Annotated in this window: 14 protein-coding genes; 3 read left to right on the forward strand and 11 right to left on the reverse strand. The window is 69.5% G+C overall.

Annotation, left to right across the window (positions count from 1 at the left end; translation table 11 throughout):
* Nucleotides 1-43 precede the first annotated feature (43 nt).
* On the forward strand, nt 44-1,567 hold the full coding sequence (gene pdxR / locus GQ57_RS23365) for a MocR-like pyridoxine biosynthesis transcription factor PdxR (protein ID WP_034199141.1): 1,524 nt from the start codon (nt 44-46) through the stop codon (nt 1,565-1,567).
* A gap of 27 nt (nt 1,568-1,594) precedes the next feature.
* Here the strand turns inward: pdxR and GQ57_RS23370 are convergent, their stop codons facing one another.
* The 5 genes from GQ57_RS23370 to GQ57_RS23390 all read right to left on the reverse strand — a co-directional run bounded on the left by GQ57_RS23370 (nt 1,595) and on the right by GQ57_RS23390 (nt 7,228).
* Nucleotides 1,595-2,629: a lipase secretion chaperone gene (locus GQ57_RS23370; RefSeq protein WP_034199142.1), complete on the reverse strand. Its 1,035-nt coding sequence runs from the start codon at nt 2,627-2,629 to the stop codon at nt 1,595-1,597.
* A 3-nt stretch (nt 2,630-2,632) separates the two neighbouring features.
* On the reverse strand, nt 2,633-3,724 hold the full coding sequence (locus tag GQ57_RS23375; RefSeq protein WP_031400650.1) for an alpha/beta hydrolase: 1,092 nt from the start codon (nt 3,722-3,724) through the stop codon (nt 2,633-2,635).
* A 228-nt stretch (nt 3,725-3,952) separates the two neighbouring features.
* A complete protein-coding gene (locus GQ57_RS23380) occupies nt 3,953-6,085 on the reverse strand; it encodes a TonB-dependent copper receptor (RefSeq protein WP_034199143.1) in 2,133 nt (710 codons plus the stop codon).
* 82 nt (nt 6,086-6,167) lie between these two features.
* The gene (locus GQ57_RS23385) at nt 6,168-6,536 is read right to left on the reverse strand and encodes a DUF2946 domain-containing protein (RefSeq protein WP_034199144.1); all 369 of its coding nucleotides are present in this window, start codon (nt 6,534-6,536) and stop codon (nt 6,168-6,170) included.
* A 155-nt stretch (nt 6,537-6,691) separates the two neighbouring features.
* On the reverse strand, nt 6,692-7,228 hold the full coding sequence (locus GQ57_RS23390) for a cytochrome b (protein ID WP_031400647.1): 537 nt from the start codon (nt 7,226-7,228) through the stop codon (nt 6,692-6,694).
* Between the two features lie 230 nt (nt 7,229-7,458).
* Between GQ57_RS23390 and GQ57_RS23395 the strand changes: the two genes are divergently transcribed.
* Entirely contained in the window at nt 7,459-8,097 is a 639-nt protein-coding gene (locus GQ57_RS23395; RefSeq protein WP_031400646.1) for a Pr6Pr family membrane protein, read from the forward strand.
* Nucleotides 8,098-8,155: 58 nt separating this feature from the next.
* Here GQ57_RS23395 and GQ57_RS23400 read toward each other — a convergent pair whose 3' ends face one another.
* On the reverse strand, nt 8,156-8,893 hold the full coding sequence (locus tag GQ57_RS23400; RefSeq protein WP_031400645.1) for a peptidoglycan DD-metalloendopeptidase family protein: 738 nt from the start codon (nt 8,891-8,893) through the stop codon (nt 8,156-8,158).
* 425 nt (nt 8,894-9,318) lie between these two features.
* Here GQ57_RS23400 and GQ57_RS23405 point away from each other — a divergent pair, with 425 nt between their 5' ends.
* A complete protein-coding gene (locus tag GQ57_RS23405) occupies nt 9,319-9,639 on the forward strand; it encodes a hypothetical protein (RefSeq protein ID WP_031400644.1) in 321 nt (106 codons plus the stop codon).
* 111 nt (nt 9,640-9,750) lie between these two features.
* Here GQ57_RS23405 and GQ57_RS23410 read toward each other — a convergent pair whose 3' ends face one another.
* The 5 genes from GQ57_RS23410 to GQ57_RS38280 all read right to left on the reverse strand — a co-directional run bounded on the left by GQ57_RS23410 (nt 9,751) and on the right by GQ57_RS38280 (nt 14,837).
* Nucleotides 9,751-10,095: a DUF4148 domain-containing protein gene (locus GQ57_RS23410; RefSeq protein ID WP_031400643.1), complete on the reverse strand. Its 345-nt coding sequence runs from the start codon at nt 10,093-10,095 to the stop codon at nt 9,751-9,753.
* Nucleotides 10,096-10,294: 199 nt separating this feature from the next.
* On the reverse strand, nt 10,295-11,707 hold the full coding sequence (gene gndA, locus GQ57_RS23415) for an NADP-dependent phosphogluconate dehydrogenase (protein WP_031400642.1): 1,413 nt from the start codon (nt 11,705-11,707) through the stop codon (nt 10,295-10,297).
* Between the two features lie 97 nt (nt 11,708-11,804).
* Nucleotides 11,805-12,449, reverse strand: a complete 645-nt coding sequence (locus tag GQ57_RS23420; RefSeq protein ID WP_034199145.1) for a DUF938 domain-containing protein — start codon at nt 12,447-12,449, stop codon at nt 11,805-11,807.
* Nucleotides 12,446-13,342 carry an NAD-dependent protein deacetylase gene (locus GQ57_RS23425; RefSeq protein ID WP_034199146.1) on the reverse strand — a complete coding sequence of 299 codons (897 nt, stop codon included), beginning with the start codon at nt 13,340-13,342 and terminating at the stop codon, nt 12,446-12,448. The genes GQ57_RS23420 and GQ57_RS23425 overlap by 4 nt, the downstream gene beginning before the upstream one ends.
* 1,120 nt (nt 13,343-14,462) lie before the next feature.
* Entirely contained in the window at nt 14,463-14,837 is a 375-nt protein-coding gene (locus GQ57_RS38280) for a lysozyme inhibitor LprI family protein (RefSeq protein ID WP_052001443.1), read from the reverse strand.
* Between the last annotated feature and the right edge of the window lie 545 nt (nt 14,838-15,382).

The following is a 15,382-nucleotide window of genomic DNA, read 5'->3' on the forward strand; positions in this document are numbered from 1 at the left end:
TTCTACAATAGGGAACCATTTCAATATTCCGCGTGGGACCACTTTGGACACCGTGATCGTCGCCGACTGGCTCTCCGCCCGCCTCGACCGTGGCTCGCCCGAGCCGATGTATCGCCAGTTGCTGCAGCTGATGCAGCAAGCCATCCTGACCGGGGAATTGGGGCCAGGAACGAAACTGCCGAGCTCGCGCACGCTCGCGGCCGACCTGTCGATCGCGCGCAATACCGTGCTGCACGTGTACGACCAGCTCACCGCCGAGGGCTACGTGCTGACGACCACCGGCAGCGGCACGTACGTGGCGGACACGCGGCCGGACGCCGCCGCGATCCCCGCGCCGGGCGGGGCGCCGGCGCCGTCGAGCGCCGATGCGCCGCCGCAGCCGGACGCGCAGGGCGGGCTGTCGATGCGCGGCCGGCGGCTGATCGAGCATGCGGGCGTGTCGCGGCGCCAGTGGGGGGCATTCATGCCGGGCGTGCCGGACGTGTCGGAATTCCCGAGCCGCACGTGGAGCCGCCTGCAGGCGCGGCTGTGGAAGGAGGCGAATCCCGAGCTGCTGACCTATGCGCCGGGCGGCGGTTACCGGCCGCTGCGGCGCGCGCTCGCCGATTACCTGCGCGTCGCGCGCTCGGTCAAGTGCTCGCCCGACCAGGTCGTCATCACGACGGGCATCCACCAGTCGATCGATCTCGCGGTGCGGCTGCTGTCCGACATCGGCGATCCCGCGTGGGTCGAGGAGCCCTGTTACTGGGGGGTGCGAAGTGTCCTGCAGGCGGCCGGCCTCACGCTCGCGCCGGTGCCGGTCGACCAGGAGGGGCTGGCCCCGCGCGCCGGCGACATGCAGCATCCGCCGCGACTCGTGCTGGTCACGCCGTCGCACCAGTATCCGCTCGGGATGGTGATGAGCCTCGCCCGCCGGCGCATGCTGCTCGAATATGCGCGCCAGCACCGCTGCTGGATCATCGAGGACGACTACGACAGCGAATTCCGCTACGGCAGCCGCCCGCTCGCGTCGCTACAGGGGCTCGACGACAGCGGCCGCGTGATCTACGTGGGCAGCCTCGGCAAGATGCTGTTCCCGGGGCTGCGGATGGGCTACATGGTCGTGCCCGAGCATCTGGTCGACACCTTCCGCACCGGGCTGTCGGAGTTGTATCGCGAGGGCCAGCTGATGCAGCAGGCCGTGCTCGCCGAATTCATCATGGACGGCCACCTGACTTCGCACGTCAGGCGGATGCGCACGCTGTACGGCGAGCGCCGGCAACTGATGATCGACGCGATCCGCGCACGCTTCGGCGACGCGCTGCCGGTGATGGGCGACGAGGCCGGCCTGCATCTCGTGCTCGGCCTGCCCGACGCCTGCGACGATCGCGCGGTCACGCAGAGCGCGTTCGATGCGGGCGTGATCGTGCGCCCGCTCACCAGCTACTACAGCAACCTCGACACCGCGCAGCGCGGCCTGCTGCTCGGCTACGCGTGCGTCCCGCACGAAAACATCGGCCCGGCATTCGACACGCTCGCGAACACCATCGAGCAGCATCTGCCGCGGCACGTCACGCGCGCGGCATAGCCGGCGATCGCCCGCGGCGCGCCGGCGTCACGGCGCACCGCCCGCCCCGCGATCGAGCGAGGCCGCGCGCACGGCCTCGCCGGGTTTCGTGAACACGCGCTGCCGCAGTGCCGCGATCTGCGCATCGCGATCCTGCTGCGACAGGCCCGCCGCCTCGATCTGCGCGCGCTGCGCCGCATAGTCCGCATAGCGGCCCTGCCACGAGGCGTCGTCCTGCTGCATCTGCGCGACACGCGCGGCGGCTTCGGGGCCGAGCGTCTGCGCCAGTTGCGCACGCATCGCGTCGGGCGTCGCGCCGCTCTTCTGCAGGTTCGCGATCTGGTCGATCGCGGCGCGCTGCCGGTCGACCCGCTGCTGTGCGGCGCGTTCCTCCGCCGGCATCTGCTGCTCGAGCGCCGCGAGGCGCTCGGCCTTCTGCGCGTCCGTCAGCGCGGGATCCTGCGCGATCTTCAGGCGCGCGAGATCGTAGCGCTGCCGCCACTGCTCCGCGCCGAAGAACGGCTGGCTCCAGTCGCCGAGCGCGCGGGCCGCGATCGACGCGCGCTGGTCGAGCGCGAGCTGCAGCGCGCCCAGGTCGGACTTGTCGACCGCGCCGGCATCGCGCAGTTTCGCGAGCGCATCGAGATACGCGCGATACCGGTGCCACACGTCGAGCGCCTCGACCTGCGCAGGCGTGCCATCGAGCTGCGCGGCGATCTCGCGCGCGACGAACGCATCGAGCGCGGCCGCGCCCAGGTCGCTCTGCGCGGTCAGGCAGTAGTCGAAGAAATCGCGCACCGCGCGCGATTTCGCCAGATGGCCGCCGGCATCGAGCGGCAGCCGCGGCGCGCTGGAACCGGCGAGCGACGGCGGCAGGCCGTCGCTCGCCGGCGTGGCGGCCTGCGGCGCGGCGGCAGCCCCGCCGCCCACCGCCGCAGCCTCCGGGGAATCGCCGGCGGCGCCCGTCGCGCGATGCCGCCCGGCGCCGCTCCACAACGCGACGCCGGCGATCGCCGCCAGCCCCACCACGCCGTACACCACGGCGCGCCGCGTGAGCGGCGCGCGTCCTCCTCGTGCCGTCATCGGTTACACGCCCGCCAGCTTCAGCCGGTTCGCATGCGTGCGGATCACCGCGACCGGATCTTCCGCGTACGCGCCGCGCACGCCCAGCAACTGGTTGATCTCGTCGAGGTGGTTCCACTTGTAGCTCGTGCTCAGCACCTTGCCGTACAGCGCGCTGCACTTCGATACGAGCCCGTCGTTCTGGCCCGAGCCGCGGTTGATCATCACGGTGCCGGTGCCGTACAGCGCGAGCGTCGACGGGTCGAGTGCATTGGCCGGATCGACGACCGGCACGGTGCTCGTATCCGTCGCGCCGGTGACGCCGAACAGGGACAGCGTCGGCTGGATCGCCGTGCCGGCCCACGAATACAGCAGATGCGTGCTGCCGCCGACGGTTTCCGTCGGCGCGCCCGTCTGGCAACTGCCGGGCGCACCGAGGCCCGCACTCGGATAGTTCTGGTTGTATGCGGCGGCCTGCGCGGTCGTCAGCGTCTTCAGCGCGGCGAGCGCGTCCTGGTTCGTGTTGTGGCTGCTGCTCGTCAGGATGCCGAACACATTGACGAACGCGGCGATGACCGTCGACGACAGGCCGGTCGGATCGTACGCGAGCACGCCCTGCACGAAGTCGGCGAATTCCGAGCCGCGATGCGGCGTGCCGATCGTCGTCACCGACGCGACAAGATCGGGAGCGACGGCCGCGACATAGCGCGACGTCATCCCGCCCTGGCTGTGACCGACGAGATTGACCTTGGTGGCGCCCGTCGCGGCGAGCACCGTCTTCACGTAGGCGAGCAGCTGTTCGCCGCGCCCGTTCGGGCCGTCGTCGCTCTGGAAGCCCGACAGGTTCGCGACGTAGACGGTCGCGCCATGCTGCTGCAGATCCTCCTGGATGCCGTACCAGTACTCGAGCACGCCCGCGTACTTGTCGGTGCCCGACAGCCCGTGCACGAGGATGATCGGATAGCGCGTCGCCGCGTAGTTGTCGGCGGCGGTCGCCGCCATCGCCGCGTGTGTCGTCGCGAGCGTCATCACGGCGGTCGCCCCCGCGAACGGCGCGACGCTCATCGCGCATGCCACTGCCCCTGCCACCACCCTGGAACGCATCGATCTGGCCATGCATGTTCTCCTGATTATTGTGCTGCCGGTGCGAATGCAGCCGGATCGACGCCCATCATGCGTCGCCAGCCTCGCGAACGCCGTGTGCGTCGAATGCGGGAGTGAATCACGAGTCGCGAACGTTTGCGCCCCGACTAGATACGGTTCTCTAATCGGTTGACGCGCCCCGCCCGTTCGGGCGGGGCCGCGCCAGTGCATGCGCATGCTGCAACGCACACCCGCGATGCGTTACAGCTTCGCACTCACGCGCACCCACGCGGTCCGGCCCGGCTCCATCACCGGCGAATTCGCCGGATAGCCGAAGCCCGCGTTGCCGGCCAGGTTCAGATGCTCGGTGTAGGCCTTGTTCAGCACGTTGTCGACGCCGACCGAGATCTGCACGGTCTTGCTGACGTTGTATTGCGTATGCAGCGACAGCACGCCGAAACCGGCGCTCGGCCCGAAGTCCTTGCCGACCACGTTGCCCTCGTTCAGCGCATAGCGATGCTGCGGCGCAACGATGCGCCACAGGCCGCCGGCCGACCATGCGCCGCGCGTGTATTCGAGCCCGAAGCGCGCCTCGAGCGGCGGGATCTGCGGCAACGGATCGCCGCTTGCGACGTTGCGCCCCCACGCATACGCGAGCGACGTCTCGACGCGCAGCGGCGCGACCGGCCGCCACGACAGGCCCGCCTCGCCGCCCATGATCTGCGCGTTGACGTTGGTCGCCTGCGTGGTCGGCCCCATCATGCCGGCCGCGTAGTTGAACAGGATGAAGTCCTGCACGTAGCCCGCATAGGCCGACACCCACGCATCGAACCGGTCGCTCCTGTACTGCGCGCCGATGTCGAGCTGCGTGGTCTTCTCCGGCTGGACCGCCGAGAATGCGTTGACCGAGCCGGCCGGCCCGCGCGTCGCGGAGAACAGCTCCCAGTAGTCGGGGTAGCGCTCCGTATGGCCGAGCCCCGCGTACCACGTGACGGGCAGCGACGCGAGATCGCGCTCGTAGCGCACGAAGCCGCTCGGCAGCACGCGCGAGCGATCGTCGTCGAAGGTCGGATTCGGCATGGTCATCATCATGCCGCTCGTCGTCGCGCGCTTGTCCCGCGCGCTCGCATAGTCGACGCGCGCGCCGCCGATCACGCGCGACACGTCGCTCGCGTACCACGTCAGCTCGCCGAACGTCCCCGCGTTCCACATCGTCGCCTGCGCATCCCACGGCATGTCGCCGTAGTTTTGCCGCCCCATCGCCGAGCGCGAGTCGAGCCGGTTCGACTGCGCGTCCACGCCCGTCACGAGCTTGAACGCGTCGCCGAAACGGAAGGTCGCCGCCGCGCGCGCGCCGATCGTGCGGCGACGCACTTCCGACGCCATCCGCATCGGCATGCTGCTGGTCGGGTCCGGTTGCCGCAACGTGTAGTTGTCCATCACGTGATCGGCTTCGTTGTAGTACACGCGCGCCTCGATCCGGTCGAGCACGTCGCCGAGATGCTTCCTGTCGAACGACAGGCCGAACGTCTCGCGGCGGAAATGCGCGCCGTCCATGCCGCGCCCCGCATAGCGGGCGTAGCCGTCGCCGGTGCCGGCGGTCAGTTCGACGCGCGTGCGGTCGTCCGGCGTCCAGCCGAGCGCCGCGTCGGCGTTCCACTTGTCCCACTGCGACGGCACGGTGTTGCCGTTGCCGTCCTTGTAGTCCTGCGAATGCGCGTGGTTCGCGGTCACGCGGCCATAGACGTCCGGCGTGCCGGCCGTCACGTCGACGTTCTGGTCGTTGCGGCCGAACGATCCGCCGACCAGGCTGCCCTCGAAGCGCATGCCGGGCTTGTCGAAGCGCGGCGTCACGCGCTCGAACAGCACGGTGCCGGCCGATGCGCCCGGGCCGTACAGCACGGTCTGCGGCCCCTTGACGACGGTGACCTTGTCGTAGCTCTCCGGCGCGATGTACGACGTCGGCGCGTCCATCCGGCCCGGGCATGCGCCGAGCGTCGACATCCCGTTCGCGAGGATGTTCAGCCGCGAGCCGAACATCCCGCGCAGCACCGGGTCGCCGTTGGTGCCGCCGCTGCGGATCGACGTGAAACCGGGAATCGTCTTCAGGTAGTCGGCGCCATCGCTGGCCGGCAACGGCTGGCGCGGGGTCTTCGGATCGGTGACGACGACGAGCGGCGTCTTCAGCGGCGTTGCGACGACTTCGATGGCCGGCAGCGGCGCGGCCGTCTCGTCCGCGGGCGTGCCCGCCGCGTGCGCCGTCTCGGCGGCGGCAGCGCTCGCGGCCAGCGCGCCGACGGCCAGCGCGGGAACGGTCAGTTTCAGCATCCGCGGCAGGCGCCGCGCACAGGTATTGCGTGACGCCCGCGGCGCACGCAACTGGAAAATGGTCATGATCAAAAGCCCGAGTGACGCCCTCCACGCGGCCTCGACGGGCCGCACGGATAGTGGCGGTGAAAAGAACGGAAACAGCGCGTCAGGCGCGCTCGGGCGGGGCGCGCGGGTACGCGCGCGGATAGCGGTCGGCGCGCGCCGCGACGGCAGGCGGCGCGGCGGCGGAAACGGCAAAGTCGGGAACGGTGGCGACCGGCGCGACGGCGGGCGCGCCGATCGCGGGGCTGTGTGCGAAGAAGCCGCAGTAGCCGCATGCATCGAGATGCGGCGCATGATCGTGCATGCGGCCCGCATCGCTCGACGGATGCGCGCCATGCTCCGTACTGCAAACGATCGCGTCGGGCGCGGCCGCCTGCGCGACGCGCCACTGCGACACCAGCGGCGCCGCGATCGCGAACCAGATCGCGAGCACGCCAAGCCAGGCGGTCAGGTGACGATGTCGGTGCAGCATGCTCGGCGGCGAGTAAGCGGAATGTAAAAACAGCCGAGATGTTACAGAATGTTTACCGCGAAGGCCAGTGCGGAAAGCGGTAAACGAAGCGGGGGCGCATGGTTGTCAACGCAACCATGCGCCCCCGCTTGCCGCGAGCTGCCGGACGGCGGCGTTCAGGGCGCCATGCGCCGCAGCACGTCGTCGCGCCGGATGAAGTGATGGTAGAGCGCGGCCAGCGCGTGCAGGCCGATCACGAAGTAGAACGCGTTGCCGATCAGTTCGTGGGCTTCCTTGATCGTCGGCCGCAGCGCCTTGTCGGGGCCGAACAGCGTGAACGACACGCCGAGCCAGTCGAGCGACACCGGCTTGCCGCCCAGGTTGATCATCATGATGCCGAGCAGCGGCTGCGCGATGATGAACACGTAGAGCGCGACATGCGCGAGCTTCGACAGCCAGCGCAGCAGCGCCGCTTGCGGGATGGCTTGCGGCGCGCGGCTGACGGCCCGCCACAGCACGCGCAGCACCGACAGCACGAGCACGAGCGTGCCCGCGGTGAGGTGCACGTTCATCCAGAACACACGGCTGTCGCTGCCTTTCGGCCCGCGGATCTCGATGGCCAGATAGGCCAGCGCCACCAGCAGGAATACGGCCCAGTGAAAGAAGATCGCGGGCGAGCTGTAGCGCGTCTGTTTCGCGAGGATGTTTCTCATGCTTCGTCTCGTGTTGTGTGCGGGGAATGGGCGCATGGCGCAACCGGCCCGGGCAGGCCGGCAAGGCTGCCCCGATTGTAGCCGCACGCGCGCCCGGTTTTGCCCGACGCGCGCAAATATCCGACGAATCGCCGGGGCGCGGCGGGCCCGGTGCTCATATGGAAAGTACGCATCGCGCGCCGGGGCCGCTGTGGCACGATGGAGCTTTGGTGCGACGGCGCGCGGGCATCATGAGCAAGGCGTTCTTCGTAGCGGCCTATCGGCTGACCGCCGCGTTGCTCGCGGTGTCCACCACGCTGCACAGCGTCGCCAACTACTGGCACCTGCCGGATTTCCGTCTCGGCAACTACCTCAGCTACTTCACGCAACTGAGCAGCCTCTACGCGGCCGCGATGCTCGCCGCCGGGCTCTGGCGCATCGCGCGCCCCGGCTCCGCCCGCTACGAGTCGATGCGCGGCGCCGCCGTGCTGTACGTGCTGATCACCGCGATCGTCTACGAACTCCTGCTCGCGCGGCTCGACGCGCTGCGCCACATCACGCCGGCGTTCAACAACTGGGTGCTGCACCGGATCGTGCCGTTCGTCATGCTGTGCGACTGGCTGTACGTGGAGCCGCGCCTGCCGATTCCGCGGCGCAGCGCGTTCGCGTGGCTCGCCTTTCCGGTCGTCTACCTCGGCTACACGCTCGTGCGCGGCGCGCTGGAGAACTGGTACCCCTACCCGTTCGTCGATCCGCGGCCGCACGGCTATCTGCCGGTCGCGATCCAGTGCTCGCTGATCGCGCTCGGCGCGGCCGCGCTCGCACTGGGCATCCGCTGGCTCGGCAATCACGTGCGACGACCCGGCGCCGCGACGCTCAGGGAAGGTTGAAAGGGAGAAGCGGCGGGAGCGTGTGCGCCGCCCGGCGCACACGTGGCGCCAGGCGCCGTCAGCCGCCGTTGCGCGGCAGGAAGTTCATCGGATCGACGACCTTGCCGTTCTGGCGAACCTCGAACTCGAACGTCGACCGGCCGCTCGCGTCGATGCCCATTTCGGCGACCGGCTGGCCCTGACGCACCGCGTCGCCTTCATTGACGAGCAGTTTGTCGTTGTGGCCGTAGGCCGTGATGAGCCCGTTTTCGTGCTTCAGGATCACGAGCGGGCCGTAGGCCTTCACGCCGGACCCGGCGTACACCACGCGCCCGGCGGCCGCGGCCCGGACCGAGTGGTCGGGCCCGGATGCCGCGATCACGATGCCGCGCGTCTTGCCGGCCGAGAACGGCGCCGCCACGACACCCGTGGCCGGCCAGGCGAGCGAGCCCGGCTGCGCGGCCGCGGCGGGCGGCTGCCCGGGCGGGGCGGCCGCGACGGCCGGCGGCGCGACGCGCAGCACCTGGCCGGGATACACGGCATCGGCAGGCGCCATGTGGTTCCAGCCGGCCACGTCCTGCACGCGCTGCCCGTAGGCATTCGCGATGCTCGCCAGCGTATCGCCCGGGTTCACGCGGTAATAACCGGCGATCACGCCCGGCGTCGCCGCCGACGAGGGTGCCGGCTGGCGAGCCGGCTGCCAGGTGTCGGTCCACGGCGTCAGTGTGCAGCCTGTCAGCGCGATGGCCGCGGCGACGAGCGCCGCCGGCGGCAACCAGCGCGTCAGCGCATCGTGGATGGGAAAAGTTTCTCTCAAGGGTCCTCCCGGATTTGCGTCGTCGCGCCGCCCGCCGCCCCCCGGCGCACGACGCACGATGTCCGGCCGAACGGCCGGGTCAACCAGTTTCCGACCGCTCGCGCGGCCGTCAGTTTCCACTGCGGAACGTCGGCGCGAATGGGCTCACCGGCCCCTTGTTCGCGTCGTCCCGACCGGCAAAGATACCATTTGTGGCGGTCATGACCGCGACAGTTGGCTGTTCCGGCAACAATCTTCCGGCGCCGAACCGGCGCGCCGGACGCCCGCCAGGCCCGCCGCGCGGGCCGCCGGGCCGGCCCGGCGCGGGTCCGACCCATGCCGCGCCGCCGTTGCCCGCCGCCCCGGCCGCGTCACATTCTCCCCTTCGATCGACGCCTATACTCGGTGGTGCGCAACGCGACCCAACGACAACGAGGAGCATGACGATGAACAACGCGACGTTTCTTTCCGTGCAGCTCAACGCAGACGATTTCGCCGGTTCCAGCGGCCTGGTCGAATTGCTCAACCGGCACCTGCTGTTCGCGAACGACGTCGCCGAGGCGGCCGATGCGCTCGTGCAGCTGGCGAGCGTCGCGCACCTGACCGGCGCCACGCGCCACAGCGTCGAACTGCCGGTCCTCGCGATCGAGCGGCTGCGCGATGCGCTCGACACGCTGAGCGGCTACGACGAAACGTGGCTGCAGGTGCTGGAGCCGGCCGAAGCATTGTTCCGGGATATCGGGCGCGGCAAGCGCCCGCTGCACTGACCCCGGCGCGCGACGCGCCCCCCAAATGAAACAGCCCGCCGTTCCGGATGACGGAACGGCGGGCTGCCTGTACTTCAGGGGTCGGATCAGGCCGCCGCAGCGGCCGCACCATTAACGACCCTTGTAGATCGGGGCGTCGTCAGCGATGCGCTTGACTTGCCAGCCGGTCTTCGCCTTGGCCGGCGAGCCGGATTCCTGCGCGGCGGCCGGTTGCGCGCCATAGCCGGTCGTGTCGGCTGCGGCGACGTTCTGTTGCGGGTTCACGCGGGCTTCAGCGGCCTGGATGCTTGCCGGGTAGTTCGTGCGGTCGCTGCCCAGCTTGTAGCCTGCCTGCTGGACGGCCACCAGATCGGCCTTCACCTGAGCACGGGTGACGGGTACGTTCTGTTGGGCGAACGAGACGGCGGGAACGGCGAGGACGGCAGCTGCGGCGAACGTTGCGATCAGCGATTTCATGATTACCTCCGGGATTTTTTTGCTCCGCCGCACACACCATGTCTGCAGCGATGGAACAGAGTTTAGTCCCGGCGTCCCCTAGGGAAAACCATGAAAGAACGAAAACACTGTTTCCCCGGAGCCAACAATGTCGGCATCCGGGATAGAAAAACCCTATTCAAAGAATAGATTTTCGCAACAATGCTTCGCTCGCCGGCAGTTACGACCAGTTCGCGTGGAAGCTGCCCGGCTTGTCGGTGCGCTCGAACGTGTGCGCGCCGAAGAAGTCGCGCTGCGCCTGCACGAGGTTCGCCGGCAGCCGCTCGGAACGGTAGCTGTCGAAGTACGCGACCGCCGACGCGAACGCCGGCACCGGCACGCCGGCCTTCACCGCCGCGACCACGACGTCGCGCAGCGACGCCTGGTAATTCGCGGCGATGTCCTTGAAGTACGGATCGAGCAGCAGGTTCGCGAGCGCCGGATCCGTTGCGTACGCATCCGTGATCTTCTGCAGGAAACGCGCGCGGATGATGCAGCCCGCGCGGAAGATCTTCGCGATCGTCCCGAGATCGAGGTTCCAGCCGTACTCGCCGGACGCCGTGCGCAGTTGCGCGAAGCCTTGCGCGTACGAGATCACCTTGCTCAGGTACAGCGCGCGGCGCACCGCTTCGACGAACGCGGCGCGATCGCCGTCGAACGGCGCGGCGGCCGGGCCCGACAGGATCTTGCTGGCCGCGACGCGCTCGGTCTTCAGCGACGACAGCACGCGCGCGAACACCGACTCGGTGATGAGCGGCAGCGGCACGCCGAGATCCAGCGCGTTCTGGCTCGTCCACTTGCCGGTGCCCTTCTGCGCGGCGCGATCGAGGATCACGTCGACGAGGTGCTTGCCGGTCTCTTCGTCCTTCTTGCCGAAGATCTTCGACGTGATCTCGATCAGGTAGCTGTCGAGTTCGCCCTGGTTCCATTCGGTGTACACCGCGCCGAGCTCGTCGTTGGTCAGGCCCGCGACGTCCTTCAGCACCGCATAGCTCTCGGCGATCAGCTGCATGTCGCCGTATTCGATGCCGTTGTGGACCATCTTCACGTAGTGGCCCGCACCGTCCGGCCCCATGTAGGCGACGCACGGCTCGCCGTCCGACGGCGCCTTCGCTGCGATCTCCTTGAGGATCGGCTCGACGAGGTCATACGCGTCGCGCTGGCCGCCCGGCATGATCGACGGGCCGCGCAGCGCGCCCTCTTCGCCGCCCGACACGCCGGTGCCGATGAAATGCAGGCCCGACTGCGCGAGCTCCTGGTTGCGGCGGATCGTGTCGGTAAAGTGCGTATTGCCGCCGTCGATCAGCACGTCGCCCTTCTCGAGCAGCGGCTTGAGCGACGCGATCGTCGCGTCGGTCGCCTCGCCGGCCTTCACCATCATCAGGATCCGGCGCGGCGTCTCGAGCGATTCGACGAACGACTCGAGCGTGTAGGTCGGCACCAGATTGCGGCCGGGGAATTCGGCGATCAGTTCGTCGGTTTTCTCGCGGCTGCGGTTGTACACCGACACCGCGTAACCGCGGCTCTCGATATTGAGTGCGAGATTGCGGCCCATCACCGCCAGCCCGATCACACCGATTGCTTGTTTGCCCATTAGTCAATTCTCCGGAAAAAACGGGGCGCAACCCGAACCGGGCCGCGCGCACAGGCGAAAGGATAGTGGAAACCCGGCTGCGATGCGCGTTTGCGTGTCATTGCTCCGCGTGCGGCAGCCGCCGGAACACGACGCTCAGGTTGTTCGCCGGCATTTCGACCACCTCCACGCAGTCGAGCCCGCGATCGAGGCCCAGCGCGACGACGGTCTCGAGATCGCGCACGCCCCACGACGGGTCGCGGCTGTGCAACTGCAGGTCGAAGGCCGCGTTCGACGGCGCCGTGTGCCGCCCCTCGCGGCGGTACGGCCCGTACAGGAACAGCACGCCGCCCGGCCGCAGCAGGCGCGCGGCGCCCGCGAACAGCGCGTCGGTGCAGGCCCACGGCGAGATGTGAATCATGTTGATGCAGACGATTGCGTCGAGCGCCGCGACCGGCCACGTCGCATCGCGCACGTCGAAGGCGAGCGGCCCGGCGACGTTCCCGAGGCCCGCGTGCGCCACCCACGCGGCGATCGAGCGCCGCGCCTGCGCGTCGGGATCGCTCGGCTGCCAGTGGAGGCCCGGCAGCGCCTGCGCGAAGTGGACCACGTGCTGGCCCGTGCCGCTCGCGATCTCGAGCACGGCGCCGCTCGCCGGCAGGACGCGGCGCAACACGTCGAGGATCGGCCCGCGATTGCGCTCGGCCGCCGGCGCCGACAGCCGCGCGGACGGATCGTCGTGCGAAGGTGTCGCGCCGGTCATGACGGCTGCCCCGCCGCCTGGCCCGCAAGCCCCAGCCGCGCCGCCAGTGCGTCGAGCGCGGGGGCGCAGCGCGCCTCGACCTTCAGCGCCAGCATCGGGTCGGCGCGGGTACGGCCGAGATTGAGCGCGGCGACCGGCTTGTGCTGCGCCTGCGCCCACACGCAGAAGCGGTAGCCCGAATACACCATCAGCGACGAGCCGACGACCAGCAGCGCATCGGCCGCATCGAGCGCCTGCGACGCGAGCGCCACGCGCTCGCGCGGCACGTTTTCGCCGAAAAACACGACCGCCGGCTTCAGCAGGCCGCCGCACGCGGGACACGCCGGGATCCGGAACGTGTCGAGCGCGGCCCATTCGAGATGCGCGTCGCCGTCCGCCGCCGGTTCGGCCTGCGCGCCCAGCAGGTCGGGGTTGTCGGCTTCGAGCATGACCTGGATCGTCGCGCGCGCATGATGCGCGCCGCAGCCGAGGCACGTGACGCCGTCGATCCCGCCGTGCAGTTCGATCACGTCGCCGCTGCCCGCGCGCTGGTGCAGGCCGTCGACGTTCTGCGTGACGAGGCGCTCGATCCGTCCCGCGCCGCCGAGCCGCGCCAGCGCGACGTGCGACCCGTTCGGCCGGGCGCGGCCGACGACGGGCCAGCCGATCATGCTGCGCGCCCAGTAGCGCCGCCGCGCGGCATCGGAGCCGAGGAATTCCTGGAGCTGGATCGGCGGCGAGCGCATCCATTGCCCGTTGCGGTCGCGATAGCCGGGAATGCCGGAATCGGTGCTGATGCCCGCGCCGGTGAGCACGAGCAGGCGTGGATGACGTTCGACGAACGTATGGAGCGCATCGAGCGCGGCGGGATCGATGCTGGCGGTCGAAGGGTCGTGCAGGGTTGTATCGTTCATGTCGGCAACGCGTAATCGGGCGCGCCGGCAAGCCGTGCGCCCGCACGGGCGGCCAGGCACGCCAGCACATCATACAGAACGCCGCACGATCGGGCCGGAGCCCGCGACACGCGCCGGCGCACAAAAAAAGACGCCCATCCGCCACCGGGCGATGGGCGCTTCAACAATTGATCCATCGGGGTAGTGGATCAACTGACAGCACGATTCCGCTGCGTCCGCCTCGCCACGGCCGGCGAACGCTCCCCCTGAACTGCGCGGGTCCCGGGATGCCGCGCGCATCGCTGCGCCGCCGGCTCCCCGGTGCGAATCCGGTCCGTGCCCGTCGCGCCGCTGCCGGGCACGGCAAGCGAACGCATGCGTCGCGCGGCGACTCGCGTTGCGCGCGGCGGAATGACGATCCGGAATCGAAACCGGGCCATCCGCGGGCGCTCGTGGTTCATCCCCGACGGCCGACCGGCACCAGTCGGCCTCGTGCGTCATGCCTGCACGTCGTCGTTCAGAACGAACCCGATTGCTCGGATGGAACGGAAAGCCGCACTCACGTCGCCGCAATCAACGGCGAGGCGAATATCCTGGCAGGTCGGCGATTCATGTTTGCGACACGATACGTTGCGATTCGGTCTCTTTTCATTCTCTTGTCCCCGTCTCCGGTGCGTCCGACCCACTGAAGCGATCGCCGGACCGACTGCGTCCTCGACCGCGCTCACGGCGCGTACACACATGCAAGGAGCGCACCATGCTTCGTGCCGCAAGGCCGCGCGGGCCGAATCCCTGCGATCGGCGCGACTCGCGCACCGGCCGGATGCACGAACGTTTCGAAACTGAAACACCCGCTGGTTCGATGACGGTCGACCGCGCCTGCCGCGCCGCCGTCACGGCTTCACGGCTTCACGGCGTTGCGCCGTTGCATCCGTGCGTCGACGTCGATCGGCTTGCAAACGCTTCACGCCGGCCGCACGCACTTGCGGCCCGTGCGCGGCCCGCCCTCGTCCGTCCGGACGCCCGCATTCGAAGCCGGTACGGCACGACCGCCCGTCGTGACGCGTAGCGCCACGTTCTGGTCGCGCGCTGCGCGGGCACGACACTGCGGATCACGCGGCGCAAGGCGCGGCGCCGCACCTCAACGAAAGGCGGCGATGACCTTGATGCGACGTTCGGTTTCGTCGACGAGGCAACCGTCGTGCTCCACGAGCCCGAGCGTGCCGCCGGCATCGGGCTGCCGCGACTCCGCGCATGTCGCGTCCCTCGCCGCGAGCCAGCGGCGCTCGTCGTTACGCAACCGCAACTTGTCCTGGGCATCGAGGCTCGCCATCTTCGCCTGGTAGACGGCGTTCAACCGCTGGTCGGCCGCGTCGTATTTCAGCCGGAGGCAATTGCGGATATCGGCCGTGTAGCCCGTTTCCTCGGCCGTCCTGCAGATCCCGTCACGCTGCGCTTCGTCCGCGCGCGCACCGGATATCGCCACGGCGAGCGCCGCGCCCGCCACCAGACCCATCGTTACTTGCCGCCGTGCATTCATCCGGATTCGCCGCTCAATGACAGAGGGCACCGATTATGCACGCCCCGCCGCTTTCAGCCCCGCTGCGTCGAAGCGACCTGTCCAGCCTCGGCGGCATTCGCGCATGCCGTGCTTCGCAGCCGCCGTGCAACGTCGCACGTATTCACCGGGCATGCACGTGGCCGGCGCCTGTCAGGTCGCGTCGAAGCCGGGATCGACACGGCCCGTGCATGACATCGCGGAAGCAACCGAAGCATGCGCGCGTCCGGTCCTTCGCGAAGGGAAGCACGATCGAGAAGCATTCCTGATTAATACGGTGCGATACGCGCAGCGCCGGTCGTGACCGGAAAACACGCGCTTCCGGTCCCGCGATCAGGCAGACGTGACGTGCCCGCCTGCCGGACCGACCACCGTTTGCGCCCGACGCATGCGTGCCCGAACGCACAACCGGCGATGCGACGCGCGAGCCGGCCGCATGCGCCCGCACCGCCTCGCGCACGCCCGATCCGGCGATTCGTCTGCGGAACTATTCGGTTCCCGCC

The sequence above is a fragment of the Burkholderia sp. MSh2 genome (genome assembly GCF_000731655.1).
In the GTDB taxonomy this organism is placed as follows: Bacteria; Pseudomonadota; Gammaproteobacteria; order Burkholderiales; family Burkholderiaceae; genus Burkholderia; species Burkholderia paludis.

Coding starts and splice junctions, on each gene's coding strand:
- GQ57_RS23370 (WP_034199142.1), bottom strand. CDS start 2,629: ATGACGGCACGAGGAGGACGCGCGCCGCTCACGCGGCGCGCCGTGGTG.
- GQ57_RS23375 (WP_031400650.1), bottom strand. CDS start 3,724: ATGGCCAGATCGATGCGTTCCAGGGTGGTGGCAGGGGCAGTGGCATGC.
- GQ57_RS23380 (WP_034199143.1), bottom strand. CDS start 6,085: ATGACCATTTTCCAGTTGCGTGCGCCGCGGGCGTCACGCAATACCTGT.
- GQ57_RS23385 (WP_034199144.1), bottom strand. CDS start 6,536: ATGCTGCACCGACATCGTCACCTGACCGCCTGGCTTGGCGTGCTCGCG.
- GQ57_RS23390 (WP_031400647.1), bottom strand. CDS start 7,228: ATGAGAAACATCCTCGCGAAACAGACGCGCTACAGCTCGCCCGCGATC.
- GQ57_RS23395 (WP_031400646.1), top strand. CDS start 7,459: ATGAGCAAGGCGTTCTTCGTAGCGGCCTATCGGCTGACCGCCGCGTTG.
- GQ57_RS23405 (WP_031400644.1), top strand. CDS start 9,319: ATGAACAACGCGACGTTTCTTTCCGTGCAGCTCAACGCAGACGATTTC.
- GQ57_RS23410 (WP_031400643.1), bottom strand. CDS start 10,095: ATGAAATCGCTGATCGCAACGTTCGCCGCAGCTGCCGTCCTCGCCGTT.
- gndA (WP_031400642.1), bottom strand. CDS start 11,707: ATGGGCAAACAAGCAATCGGTGTGATCGGGCTGGCGGTGATGGGCCGC.
- GQ57_RS23420 (WP_034199145.1), bottom strand. CDS start 12,449: ATGACCGGCGCGACACCTTCGCACGACGATCCGTCCGCGCGGCTGTCG.
- GQ57_RS23425 (WP_034199146.1), bottom strand. CDS start 13,342: ATGAACGATACAACCCTGCACGACCCTTCGACCGCCAGCATCGATCCC.
- GQ57_RS38280 (WP_052001443.1), bottom strand. CDS start 14,837: ATGGGTCTGGTGGCGGGCGCGGCGCTCGCCGTGGCGATATCCGGTGCG.